Below are 12390 nucleotides of genomic sequence, written 5' to 3'. Positions count from 1 at the left end.
GAGTCATCATGCCGCAGCGGATCGTGATCAGTGGCGCATCGGGTCTGATCGGCACGGCCCTCGCGTCGTCCTTGCGCTCGGACGGCGTGGAGGTGACGACCCTCGTGCGTCGTCCTCCGCGCGACGCCTCCGAGGTGCAGTGGACACCGGGGGAGCGTGAACTCGACCCCGACGTGCTGGCAGGTGCTGACGCCGTGGTGGCTCTGGGCGGGGCGAGCGTCGGCCGCCTGCCGTGGACCCCGCGCTACCGTCGTGAGCTGGTCGAGTCTCGGCTGACGACCACTCGCACGCTGGCCACTGCGGTGCGCACCCTGCGTGACGATGCTCCGTCGCTCGTCTCGGCGTCCGCCGTCGGCTACTACGGCTCGGCACCCGGCGAGATCCTGACCGAGGCGTCTCTTGCAGGCGACACGTTCCTCGCGCAGCTCTGCGTCCGCTGGGAGCAGGAGGCGCTGCGTGCGGGGGAGCAGACGAGAGTGGCGCTGCTGCGCACGGCCCCGATCATCCACCGCCAGGGTGTGCTCAAACCGCTCATCCAGCTGACGCGATTCGGCGTCGCGGGTCCCATCGGGCCCGGCACCCAGATCTGGCCGTGGATCTCTCTCGAAGACGAGGTCCGCGGCATCCGACACGTGATCGATCAGCGTCTCGAGGGTCCCGTGAACTTCACCGGCCCGACGCGCGCCTCGGCGAACGACATCGGTCGTGCACTCGCGAAGAAGATGCGGCGACCGTTCTGGATTCCGGCTCCGACCTGGGCGCTGAGACTCGCGCTGAGCCGTGACGCCGCCGACTCGCTGCTCGTCTCGGATGCCGATGTGAGGCCGGCGGCGCTGGAGGACTCCGGGTTCGAGTTCACCCACAAGACCGCTGCGCAGGCCGTCGACGCATCGATCTGATCGCGGTGGTCGACGGCCGCACGCTCAGCGGGCGTGGGGATCGCGCCGGTTGAGGGTCTCGACCACCTGCGCGTAGTCACCCCGCGCCTCGCCGTAGCGCAGGAACTTCACGTTCTCGACCTGGATCTCGGTCGCGTCCGGCTGGGCCTCGATGAGTTCGACGACCTCGGTGACGAACTCATCGAGCGGCATCGCGAAGTCGCTGGTCTCCTGACCGGGCATCAGGGACGTGCGCACAGCGGGCGGTTCGAGCTCGAGCACGCTCACGCTGGTGTCGGCGAGCTGCAGGCGCAGCGATTCGCTGAGCATGTGGATGGCCGCCTTCGTGGCGTTGTACGAGGGGGTGACGCGCAGCGGGGCGAAGGCCAGCCCGGACGACACGGTCATGATCGTGGCATCCGGCATGGTGCGCAGGTGCTCGATGAACGCGGCGATCAGTCGGATCGGGCCGAGCAGGTTCGTGGTGACCGTCGCCTCGGCCGTCTCGAGGAACCCTTCGGGCGACGTCCAGTCCTCGGGGCGCATGATGCCGGCCATCGCGATGACGACGTTGAGCGAAGGATGCGTGGCCAGGACCGTCTGCGCCGCACTGTGGATGCTGCCGGCATCCGTCGTGTCGATCTGGACGGTGTCGATGCCCGGGTTCGCCGCCGCGATCTCGTCGAGCAGTTCGACACGACGCCCGCCCACGATCACGGTGTTGCCTCGTTCGCTGAGTCGCCGGGCGAGCGCGAGGCCGATGCCGCTCGTGGCGCCGGGGATGAAGATGGTGTTTCCGGTGATGTTCATGCATCCACTCTTCGGAGTGTCGCAGCGGCGCACCAGAGACCACGCATCCAGGGATCCCCGATCCCTGGATGCACGACGCCGAGCGCGAGATACTTCACGGGTGGACAGAGAAGCACTGGCCGAGTTCCTCGTGCGACGCAGGGAGCAGCTGAAGCCGTCAGACGTCGGGCTCGGCGCGGGAGCGCGCCGCCGCACTCCCGGTCTCCGTCGCGAGGAGGTCGCGCAGCTCGCAGCCATGTCGACCGACTACTACGCGCGCCTCGAACAGCAGCGCGGTCCGCAGCCCAGCGTGCAGATCCTCGCCTCGCTCGCACGGGCGCTGCGGTTGACTCCCGACGAGCGCGACTACCTTCATCGCATCTGCGGGCACAGCGCCCCGGACCGCACGACCTTCACCGACTACGTGCATCCGGGCATGCTCCGTGTTCTCGACCGCCTCGACGACACGCCCGCCTTCGTCGTCTCGGTGCTCGACGAGGTCCTGATCCAGAATGACGCCGCACGGGCGCTGCTCGGCGACGTCAGTGGTCTGGAGGGCATCGAGCGCAGCGGGATCTACCGCTGGTTCGCGCACCCGCACGACGAGCGCGGGCGCTACCCGGAGCAGGATCACCTGCGGCACAGTCGTGTGCTCGTGGCGTCGCTCCGGTCCGCCTACGGCGCGCTCGGCGAGCGCTCACGAGCCGGCGAGATCGTGCGCGAGCTCATCGTCCGCAGCCCGGAGTTCGCCGAGCTGTGGGACGTGCACGAGGTGCGGCGGCGTTTCGAAGACCACAAGGTCCTCATCCATCCGGAGATCGGTCCGATCGAGGTCGACTGCCAGGCGCTGTTCACCGAGGACGAATCCCAGGCGCTCATCGTGCTGACAGCAGCGCCGGGAAGCGACGCGGCGAGCAAGCTCGAACTGCTCAGAGTGCTCGGGACACAGCGGGTCTGACCGGCAGCCAGCACGACACCCGACTGCTGTACTCCACGAATTCCGACCCGAATCTCGCTTCGAGATCCGCCTCCTCGAGCGGTCGCACGACCGAGTTCCACAACAGCGATCCGAAGAGCGAATACGCGACGACGAGCCAGGAGCCCATGATGAGGCCCACGCTGATGCCCTGCGCGATGCCGGCGACCGCCATCGGGTTGCGCACGTATCGATAGGGGCCGGAGATCACGAGTCGCCGCGCCATCTGCGACGGGAGCGGGGTGCCCTCGCCCTCGACCGACATCGACACGGCCGACCAGATTCCGAGGGCGGTCGCGGCGACGAGAAGCACACCGCCGGCCAGGTGGACGACGAACGGAACCTCGATGCGCAGCGACCACCGGGCCTCGACGAGCGACACCGCGATGGGGATGACCACCAGGAAGGTGCCCCAGAAGAACAGCGTCTGCAGTCCGGTGCGGGCGAGCAGCGCTCGCGTGCCGACGCTCGCAGCCGACCGGAAAGCGAGCGGACCGGTGACCAGCCATTCCACGGGTGCTCGCCCGCAGAGCAGAACGATTCCCGCCGCTGCGCTCGCCCCGGCAGCGATCACCATGATCAGGGCGCCCCATCCGGCGAGGCCCGTCGCCGTGGCGTAGACGGCCATACCGGCGGCGACGAGGGCCGTCCACGGAACAGCGACCCAGAGAGCCCACCGGGAACCCGCTGCGATGACTGCCGAACCGATGACGAAGAGCGGGATGTCCAACACCGCCACGAGTCCCGCCGGCAGGTCTCCGAGGGTGAGACGACGCACGTCGTCCGACAGCGCCACCGCGATCCACCAGGCCACTCCCGCCAGAGCCTGCACAGCGAAATACAGCCGAGCGGTCACCGGTGTGATCGGGATCCCTGCGATGACCGGCATGCCGCCAGTCTATGAGCGCCCTCTGCCGACGCCCGCGCAGGACGCCGCCTCAGGACTCCTCGTGCGACGCGGGATCTGCGTCGAACAGCCGTCCGTCTGCGCGTCCGAGCGCGGTGATCGCCTCGACCTCGGCGGTGGTCAGCACGATCTCTGCTGCGGCGAGGTTCGAGACCTGGTGTTCGAGAGAGGATGCCTTCGGAATCGCCACCGTCTCCCGTGCGATGTGCCAGGCGAGCACGGTCTGGGCGGGGGAGATGTCGTGCGCCGCGGCGACCTCACCGATCACCTGTTCCTCGATCAGCTGCTTCGCGCGTCCCAGTGGACTCCACGCCTCGGTGAGGATGCCGTTCTCACGGTGATAGGCGAGCTGCTCGTCCTGCGGGAAGTACGGGTGCACCTCGATCTGGTTGACGACGGGGCGGACGCCGGTCTCGCGCTCGATGCGTTCGAGGTGCTCGGGGAGGAAGTTCGAGACGCCGATCTGTCTCACGACTCCGCGCTGCTGAGCCTCCACCAGCGCCTCCCATGCCTGCACGTACTCGTCCTGGTGCGGGTTCGGCCAGTGGATGAGGTGCAGGTCGATCGCGTCGACGCCCAGCCGTGACCGGCTCTCCTCGATGCTCGTCCGCGCCTTCGCGCGCGGGTGATGACGGCCGGGCAGCTTGGTCGTGACGATGAGTTCAGACGCGTCCACGTCGGATGCGCGCACCCCGCGGCCGACCGACCCCTCGTTCTCGTAGTTGAATGCCGAGTCGATCAGCCGGTACCCGGCGCCGATCGCCGAGGCCACGGCATCCGCGCCTGCATCCCCGTTGAGGGCGTAGGTGCCGAGTCCGAGAGCGGGGAGGGCGAAGCCGTTGTGGGCCGTGAAGTGAGGGAGAGCCGTCATGGCGCCAGCGTACGCTGGAGCGATGAGCGGACTGCAGAGGATGGCGCCAGATGACGGCGTCCCGGATAATGCGGCGCGTTGTCCGTGTGGCTCCGGAGATGTCTTCGGCGGATGCTGCGGGCCTCTGCTCGACGGGGCACTCGCCCCCACCGCCGAGCGCCTGATGCGCTCGCGCTTCACGGCGTTCTCGATCAAGAATGCCGCGTACCTCCTGGAGACCTGGCATCCGTCGACCCGCCCCGCCGAGATCGACCTCGACGACGACGTGGTCTGGCGGCGCCTCGTGATCATCGATCGCGCCGGAGGCGGCCCTTTCGATCGCGACGGCGAGGTCGAGTTCGAGGCCTTCTGGCAGCAGGGCGCCGAGCGGGGTTCGCTCCGCGAGCGGAGCCGCTTCGTGCGCGAGGACCGCAGGTGGCTCTACCTCGACGGACAGGTCGGGTGATGGACGTGACCGCGCAGCGACTAGATTTGAGAGCGTGAACGCCAGCCCAGAACACCAGCGCATCCTGCTCGACGTCGCCGACCTGGACCGGCGCATCGCGCAGGCGGAGCGCGCGCGCACCAAGCCCCCGCAGGCCGCCCGCATCACCGAGCTCGTCGCGATCCGTCAGGATCAGCTCCGCGAGCTGACCGCGCTGACCGGCACACGTGACGACGTGCGCACCGAGCTCAAGCGGCTCGAGTCCGATGTGAAGCTCGTCGAGCAGCGCCGGGCCCGCGATGCCGATCGGCTCGCCACGGCCACGAACTCGAAGGAGGCCCAGGCGCTCGAGCACGAGATCGCCAGCCTCGCCAAGCGTCAGAGCGACCTCGAGGACATCGAGCTCGATGTCATGGGTCGTGTCGAAGATGCCGACGCGGCGGTCGCCGCGCAGCAGGCTCTGCTCGGCACCACGACCGCAGAAGGAACCGCGCTCACCGCTCAGGCCAAGGCCGACGTCGCGGCCGCGACCGACCTCATCGCCCAGTTGACGCGCGATCGCGAGGCGGTGACGGCATCCCTTCCGGCGCCGCTCCTGGCCGAGTACGCACGCCGCGCCGCGAACAGCGCCGGCGCCGCGGTGCTGAGCCGTGGCACCTGCGAAGGCTGCCGGATGCTGCTCCCGGGCACCGACCTCAACGACATCCGCAACGCGCCGGACGACCTCGTGGTCTTCTGCCCCGAGTGCGGCTGCCTCCTGGTGCGCACCGAGGAATCCGGGCTGTGATCTCTGCGCCGCGAGCACGCCAGCGGTGAACTCGCGGCAGCAGACCGAACGTCGCGTCGTCCTGGTGGCGGCTCGCTCGGGCGGCTACACGGCGGTGGAACTCGATGCGGATGATGCCGAGGCACATCGGTTCGACCTCTCCGCGTCTGAGATGCCTGCGTGGGTCGCGGCTCAGGAGCGCGAGAATTCGCCGCGCTGGGTGATCCGCAGCGCCCGCGAGATCTACCCCGTCCTGCTCGACGCGGGGGTCATGCTCGCCCGCTCTCACGATCTGCTGCTCTGCCACGCGATTCTTCGCGACACGGACAAGATCCCGCGCCCGCTCGCTCCGTCGTCGTCCTGGGTGCGACGTGAGCCCGTCGACGAAGCCCCGGCGCTGTTCGACGTCGTCGCGCATGACGCGCCGGATGACCCTGTCGGCGACGCCCTCGACCAGTACCGCGAGCAACGTCGCGTTCTCAGGGACAGCAAGGACGGTCGCCTGACGCTGCTCACCTCGGCCGAATCGGCCGGAGGACTGATCGCCGAAGAGATGCGCGCGGCCGGCCTGCCCTGGAACGAGTCGGTGCACGATGGCATCCTCACCGAGATCCTCGGCACCCGACCGATCGCGGGAGGCCTCCCCAGTCGCATGGTGGCGCAGGCCGAGCGGGTGCGTTCGATCCTCGGAGACCCCCATCTCAACCTCGAGAGCCAGCCGAAGCTGCTCCGCGCTCTGCACCGTGTCGGCGTGCAGGTCGAGTCGACGGGCCGGTGGGAGCTCGCCCAGCACAGCCATGCCGTGGTCGAGCCGCTGCTGGCGTACAAGAAGCTGTCGCGTCTGCTGAGCGCCAACGGATGGGCGTGGCTCGCCGAGTGGGTGCATGACGGGCGATTCCGGCCGATCTACATCACGGGCGGGGTCGTGACGGGGCGGTGGGCGTCGGCGGGAGGCGGCGCTCTGCAGCTGCCGCGCAACCTGCGCGCCGCGGTGCGCGCGGACGAAGGGTGGACGCTGGTCGTCGCCGACGTCGCTCAGCTGGAGCCGCGGATGCTCGCAGGCATGGCGGGCGACCGTGCGATGGCCCGGGCCGCGCAAGGAAAGGACCTCTACGCCGGGGTGGTGGAATCGGGTGCCGTGGCGACGCGCGAAGAGGCGAAGTATGCCGTCCTCGGGGCGATGTACGGAGCGACGACCGGTGACAGCGGTCGTCTGGTTCCTCGACTGCGCAAGGTGTATCCGCGGGCTATGGCGCTCGTCGACAAGGCTGCACGGTTCGGCGAGGACGGGGGAGTCGTGTCGACGTGGCTGGGTCGGTCGTCTCCGCGTCCGTCGATCGAGTGGGAGACGATGCAGGCCGCCGCCACCGATGCCGACGCCGACCCCGCCGAGGTGGCACTCGCGCGCCGCCGCGCGCGCGACTGGGGACGCTTCACGCGCAACTTCGTGGTGCAGGGCACCGCGGCAGAGTGGTCGTTGATCTGGCTCGCTGAGATCAGGCACCGCCTGCAGCAGTTTCCCGAGGCAGAGCGAGAGGCTCCGGCATCCGGGATCTTCGGCGCGCGTGCCCACCTCGCCTTCTTCCTGCACGATGAGGTGATCCTGCATGTTCCTCAGGAGCAGGCGGATGCCGCCGCGGATGCCGTACGCGAAGCGGCGGCGGTGGCCACGCGCCGACTCTTCGGGGGGTTCCCGATCGAGGTCCCGCTCGATCTGCGGATCGCGGAGTCGGCTGAGAAGTAGGACGCTCTGGTCGTAGACTGGACGTGCGAATGGGTCGACTGGACGGTCGCGTGGCGGGCAACCGCACCGAGGAACGTCCGGGCTCCTCAGGGCAGGACGGTGGGTAACACCCACCCGGAGCAATCCGCGAGAAAGTGCCACAGAGAGCAGACCGCCCCGCAAGGGGTAAGGGTGAAAGGGTGGTGTAAGAGACCACCGGGGGCCATGGTGACATGGCCCGCCAGGTAAACCTCGTCCGGAGCAAGGTCAGACAGAGGATGTTGACGCGGCTCGCCGAGTCCTCGGGTAGACCGCTAGAGTGCCACGGCAACGTGTCGCCGAGAGAGATGGCCGTCGAAGGGGCGAAGAACCCCGGAACAGAACCCGGCGTACAGGTCGGCCCATTCGCATCATCACCGTTGGCTTCGGGGCAGGATGCCACGGTAGCGTTCGTTCATGTCGAACCGCACAGCCGCCGCCACCGTGGCGTTCCTCGCCGCCTTGGTTGCCGCAGCGCTCACCGGCTGCACCGCGCCGGCTCCGGAGGTCACCGAGACTCCCGCGGCAGTTCAGCCCGTGGTGAAGCCGACGCCGAGCGGTACGCCCGTGCCGACACCGACCGCGACGGCTGAGGTGAGCCGCTGCGACGTGCTGTCCAAGATCTCGTTGACCGGCTACAGCGAGGGCGATGAAGAGCCGACCTACTACGCGACGTGGAACGGCGTACTGCCGGTGGACAACGGAATGACCGATTTCGCGCGCGGCACGGTCACGAAGACAGCGGACGGCAGCATCGCGACGTACACGGTCGCCGCTGGCGACGCGCCGTCCGCCATCAGGGAGCGGCTGTGCAGCGATGTCTACGCGGCGATGAGCTATAGCCGTCTGGGGTCGATGCTGTACCCGGGCGATGTGCTGACGCTGGGACCGGGAGCCATGGAGCCGCTCGCGACGGAAACGTTCATCTTGGAGCCTCAGCGCCGCTGACAGTATCCGGGGCGCTGCTCCCCGCATCCGACGCCTTCCGTCGCTTGAGGTTGCGTCGCACGAGCGGCCAGAACAGAATGAGCACCCCGGTGGCGATGAGGCTCGTCCAGACCTGGGTTCGTCCGCCCTCGCTGAACATCATCACGGCGATCACCGCCGCGATGCATGCGATCAGCAGGATGTTGAGCCAGGGGTGCAGCCACATCTTGAGCTTGAGGTTCGCGACCTCCTCGGGAGTCATCTTCTGACGGAGCCGCCACTGCGTGAGGGCGATGAAGACGTAGACGAACAGGGCGACGAGTCCGGCTGAGTTCATGATGAAGTCGAAGATCCCCGATCCCGGCGTCAGGAAGTTCACCAGGGTGGCGATGAGTCCTCCGCTGGTCGAGGCCAGCAACGCCATCACCGGCACGCCGCTCTTCGACTTCTTCGCCACGATCTTCGGCGCGAAGCCCTGCTCGGCGAGGGCCGCGAACATGCGCGATGCCGAGTAGAGACCCGAGTTCAGCACCGAGATGACCGCGGTGAAGATCACGAGCTGCATGATGATGCTCGCGCCGGGAATGCCGAACTGCTCGAGAGCGTAGGTGAACGGCGCATTGGCCACATCGGTCGGAACCGGCAGCTCGTTCCAGGGAACGACGGTGACGATGATGAGCACGGAGCCGACGAAGAACAGCAGGATGCGCCAGATGATCGTGCTCGTCGCCTGACGGATGCCCTTGGCAGGGTCCTCCGACTCGGCGGAGGCCATCACGGCGATCTCCGTGCCGAAGTACGAGAAGATCACCAGCGCCACCCCTGTGAAGGCGACGCCGAAGCCGTTCGGCGCGAAGCCGCCGTGCTCCCACAGGTTCGAGATCGAGACCTCGGAGTTCGGCCACAGTCCGAAGGCGAACAGCAGACCGGCGCCGAGGAAGACGACGATCGCGAGCACCTTGACGCTGGCGAGCCAGAACTCGACCTCGCCGAAGGCGCGGACGGAGATGATGTTCGTGCCGACGAAGATGCCGATCAGGATCAGCGACCAGGCCCACGACGGGACCGCGGGGAACCAGCTCGCCATGGTCTCGCCGCCCAGCACCGCCTCGTAGGCGAGCACGCCGACCCAGAAGTACCAGTACAGCCATCCGACGAGATACGCGGCCCAGTTGCCGAGGCCCACTCGTGCGTACTCCATGAACGAGCCGATGGCCGGACGGGACGCCGCCATCTCGCCGAGCATGCGCATGGCGAGGAACACGAGCAGCCCGCCGATGAGGTACGACAGCACCGCGGCCGGCCCGACGGCGCGGATGACGTTGCCCGATCCGACGAACAGACTCGCCCCGATGATTCCGCCCAGGGTGATCATGGTGACATGGCGCGACCGCAGCTTCTTCGCCTGAGGTCTCTCGACCGGTACGAGACCGGCTGACGTCGCCGGCGAAACCGGCTTCCTCCAGGACGATTCTGAGGGTTCGTTCATCTCGAAGCTGCCTTTCTTCACGGCGCGGCCCTCACAGCCAGGCCGGCCATCCGGGTCGTCTCGCCGACCGAGAAGCACACGGAGAGGCTATGTTGTCACGGCTCTGCGACCCCGCGCAGTATTTTCTGCGGCGTGCATCCGGCGTTCGGCTGGACATGCAGAAAGGCCCCGCCGGATCGGCGAGGCCTTCTGCGCTCGGTACGTGTGTGTGTATGCGTGTCAGTCGCCGGCGAGGGATGCAGCGCCGATGATGCCCGAGTTGTTGCGGTGGATCGCCGGCACGATCGGGGTCTTGAGGTCGAGCAGCGGCAGGAAGTCTCCGGCGTTCTTCGACACCCCGCCGCCGACCACGAACAGGTCAGGGCTGAAGAGGAACTCGATGTGCGAGTAGAACTTCTGCAGACGCTCGGCCCACTCCGACCAGCTCAAGCCCTCGCGCTCGCGCGCGGACGTCGCCGCATAGGTCTCGACCGACTCGTACTCGCCGAAGTTCAGGTGTCCGAGCTCGGTGTTCGGCAGCAGCACGCCGTCGTAGAGGAACGCCGACCCGATTCCCGTGCCGAGGGTGGTGAGCAGCGTGAAGCCGCGCACGTCGCGGGCCGCACCGTGGCGCGCCTCTGCGACACCGGCGGCATCCGCGTCGTTCACGAAGACGATGTTGCGTCCGAGGCCGTCACGGAAGAAGCGCTCGGCGTCGAAGTCGACCCACTCCTTCGAGACGTTGGCGGCGGAAAGCGTCTTGCCGCGCTTGACGATGGCGGGGAAGGCCACGCCGAGGGGGAGGGTCGAGTCCTTCACGTCGAGGGTCTTCAGCACCGTCTGCACCGCCTCGAGGACATCCTGCGGAGATGCGCCCTTGGGAGTGGGCACGCGCACCCTGTCCGAGGCCATGATGCCGTGCTCCAGGTCGACGAGACCTGCCTTGATACCCGTGCCGCCGATGTCGACGCCGATCGCTTTTGCCATGGTCGATAGCTTAGCGACCGACGTCAGCGCCGATAGGATCGATGACACCACGTGAAGAAGGGGATCGGCCATGTCGAACGGCGATGAGAAGTACTGGTACAACCTGGAGACCGGTCAGGTGGAGTTCGGGATGATCTCCGCGTCGGCCGATCGCGTCGGGCCCTTCGACACCGAGGCCGAGGCGTCTCGGGCTCCCGAGAAGCTCAAAGAGCGCTCGCGCGCCTGGGCCGAGGAGGAAGCGGCCGAGAGCGGCTGGGACGCCGGCACCGGCAAGGGCGCTGAGTGACCGTGGACAAGCAGAGAGATTTCGTCCTCCGGACGATCGAAGAGCGCGGCGTCAAGTTCGTCCGCCTGTGGTTCACCGATGTCATCGGCACTCTCAAGTCCGTGGCGATCGCGCCGGCCGAGGTGGAGGGCGCGTTCGCCGAGGGGATCGGGTTCGACGGCTCTGCCATCGAGGGTCTGACCCGCAGCTACGAGTCCGACCTGCTCGCGCAGCCCGACCCCACCACGTTCCAGACCCTGCCGTGGCGTGGCGAGATCGATCCGACTGCGCGCATGTTCTGCGACATCACCACGCCCGACGGGCGTCCGGCTGTGTCCGACCCGCGCCACGTGCTCAAGCGCACCCTCGCGAAGGCCGCCGATGCCGGGTTCACCTTCTACACGCATCCCGAGATCGAGTTCTACCTGCTCAAGTCGTCGTCGTTCGGTCCTGAGGGTCCGGTGCCGGTGGACTCGGCAGGCTACTTCGACAACGTGCCCGGCGGCACCGCGCACGACTTCCGGCGCCGTTCGGTGCGGATGCTCGAAGACCTCGGCATCTCGGTGGAGTTCAGCCATCACGAGGGCGGGCCCGGACAGAACGAGATCGACCTCCGCTATGCGGATGCGCTCACCATGGCCGACAACGTGATGACTTTCCGCACGGTCATCAAGGAGGTCGCGATCGAACAGGGCGTCTACGCGACGTTCATGCCGAAGCCTCTCAGCGGTCACCCGGGAAGCGGCATGCACACGCACATGTCGCTGTTCGAAGGGGAGCGCAACGCGTTCTACGAAGAGGGCGCCAAGTACCAGCTGTCCAAGACCGGACGCCACTTCATCGCCGGGCTCCTGCGGCACGCGAACGAGATGGCCGCGGTGACCAACCAGTTCGTCAATTCGTACAAGCGGCTCTGGGGCGGCGACGAGGCTCCGAGCTTCGTCACGTGGGGTCACAACAATCGCTCCGCGCTCGTCCGGGTGCCGATGTACAAGCCCAACAAGGGCGGATCGTCGCGCGTCGAATACCGTGCGCTCGACTCCGCAGCGAACCCCTATCTCGCCTATGCGCTCATGCTCGCGGCGGGGCTCAAGGGCATCGAGGAGGAGTACGAGCTGCCGCCGGAGGCCGAGGACAACGTGTGGTCGCTCAGCGACGCCGAGCGTCGTGCGCTCGGCTACTCCGCGTTGCCCGCGAGCCTCGACCACGCGCTCGAGTACATGGAGAGCTCCGAGCTGGTCGCCGAGACCCTCGGCGAGTCGGTCTTCAACTACGTGCTTCTGAACAAGCGCAAGGAGTGGGAGGCCTACCGTGGCCAGGTCACACCGCTCGAGCTGAAGAACAACCTCGAGCTGCTCTGAGCGTCGTCC

General features: G+C 67.9%; 13 protein-coding genes and 1 other RNA gene. 9 read left to right on the top strand and 5 right to left on the bottom strand.

Translation table 11 applies throughout. From position 1 onward, the window contains the following. Positions 1-8: 8 nt before the first annotated feature. The gene (locus MRBLMI13_RS04945; protein ID WP_367820029.1) at positions 9-899 is read left to right on the top strand and encodes a TIGR01777 family oxidoreductase; all 891 of its coding nucleotides are present in this window, start codon (positions 9-11) and stop codon (positions 897-899) included. 24 nt (positions 900-923) lie between these two features. Here MRBLMI13_RS04945 and MRBLMI13_RS04940 read toward each other — a convergent pair whose 3' ends face one another. Then, positions 924-1688 carry an SDR family oxidoreductase gene (locus MRBLMI13_RS04940; protein WP_367820031.1) on the bottom strand — a complete coding sequence of 255 codons (765 nt, stop codon included), beginning with the start codon at positions 1686-1688 and terminating at the stop codon, positions 924-926. 100 nt (positions 1689-1788) lie between these two features. On the opposite strand from MRBLMI13_RS04940, the gene MRBLMI13_RS04935 reads away from it, so the two are divergent. After that, on the top strand, positions 1789-2625 hold the full coding sequence (locus MRBLMI13_RS04935; protein ID WP_056377589.1) for a helix-turn-helix transcriptional regulator: 837 nt from the start codon (positions 1789-1791) through the stop codon (positions 2623-2625). Here MRBLMI13_RS04935 and MRBLMI13_RS04930 read toward each other — a convergent pair. Together MRBLMI13_RS04930 and MRBLMI13_RS04925 are read right to left on the bottom strand one after the other, a co-directional pair. Further along, entirely contained in the window at positions 2597-3532 is a 936-nt protein-coding gene (locus MRBLMI13_RS04930) for a methyltransferase family protein (protein ID WP_367820033.1), read from the bottom strand. The two genes, MRBLMI13_RS04935 and MRBLMI13_RS04930, sit on opposite strands and share 29 nt — an antisense overlap. A gap of 49 nt (positions 3533-3581) precedes the next feature. After that, positions 3582-4421, bottom strand: coding sequence for an aldo/keto reductase (locus MRBLMI13_RS04925; protein WP_367820035.1), 840 nt, complete (start codon positions 4419-4421; stop codon positions 3582-3584). Between the two features lie 22 nt (positions 4422-4443). Here MRBLMI13_RS04925 and MRBLMI13_RS04920 point away from each other — a divergent pair, with 22 nt between their 5' ends. From MRBLMI13_RS04920 to MRBLMI13_RS04900, 5 genes are all read left to right on the top strand, one after another. After that, a complete protein-coding gene (locus MRBLMI13_RS04920) occupies positions 4444-4866 on the top strand; it encodes a YchJ family protein (RefSeq protein ID WP_367820037.1) in 423 nt (140 codons plus the stop codon). 34 nt (positions 4867-4900) lie between these two features. After that, positions 4901-5632 (top strand): zinc ribbon domain-containing protein, encoded by a 732-nt coding sequence (locus MRBLMI13_RS04915; protein WP_367820039.1) that lies wholly within the window; start codon positions 4901-4903, stop codon positions 5630-5632. A 25-nt stretch (positions 5633-5657) separates the two neighbouring features. After that, on the top strand, positions 5658-7355 hold the full coding sequence (locus MRBLMI13_RS04910; RefSeq protein WP_367820041.1) for a bifunctional 3'-5' exonuclease/DNA polymerase: 1698 nt from the start codon (positions 5658-5660) through the stop codon (positions 7353-7355). A gap of 30 nt (positions 7356-7385) precedes the next feature. Beyond that, positions 7386-7742: RNase P RNA component class A (rnpB, locus tag MRBLMI13_RS04905), an RNA gene on the top strand. A 48-nt stretch (positions 7743-7790) separates the two neighbouring features. Continuing rightward, positions 7791-8321, top strand: a complete 531-nt coding sequence (locus tag MRBLMI13_RS04900; RefSeq protein ID WP_367820043.1) for a hypothetical protein — start codon at positions 7791-7793, stop codon at positions 8319-8321. Here MRBLMI13_RS04900 and MRBLMI13_RS04895 read toward each other — a convergent pair. Further along, entirely contained in the window at positions 8296-9675 is a 1380-nt protein-coding gene (locus MRBLMI13_RS04895; protein ID WP_367820045.1) for an amino acid permease, read from the bottom strand. The genes MRBLMI13_RS04900 and MRBLMI13_RS04895 overlap by 26 nt on opposite strands. 333 nt (positions 9676-10008) lie before the next feature. Next, positions 10009-10755, bottom strand: a complete 747-nt coding sequence (ppgK, locus tag MRBLMI13_RS04890; protein ID WP_309688888.1) for a polyphosphate--glucose phosphotransferase — start codon at positions 10753-10755, stop codon at positions 10009-10011. Between the two features lie 70 nt (positions 10756-10825). Here ppgK and MRBLMI13_RS04885 point away from each other — a divergent pair, with 70 nt between their 5' ends. Both MRBLMI13_RS04885 and glnA read left to right on the top strand, forming a co-directional pair. After that, positions 10826-11041, top strand: a complete 216-nt coding sequence (locus MRBLMI13_RS04885; protein WP_042541153.1) for a hypothetical protein — start codon at positions 10826-10828, stop codon at positions 11039-11041. Between the two features lie 2 nt (positions 11042-11043). Continuing rightward, positions 11044-12381, top strand: coding sequence for a type I glutamate--ammonia ligase (glnA, locus tag MRBLMI13_RS04880; RefSeq protein ID WP_042541155.1), 1338 nt, complete (start codon positions 11044-11046; stop codon positions 12379-12381). Positions 12382-12390: the final 9 nt, after the last annotated feature.

The organism is Microbacterium sp. LMI13-1-1.1, assembly GCF_040815625.1.
Taxonomy (GTDB): Bacteria; Actinomycetota; Actinomycetes; order Actinomycetales; family Microbacteriaceae; genus Microbacterium; species Microbacterium forte.
Note: the sequence above shows the minus strand (reverse complement) of the source record. Positions and strands in the feature narration are given on the sequence as shown.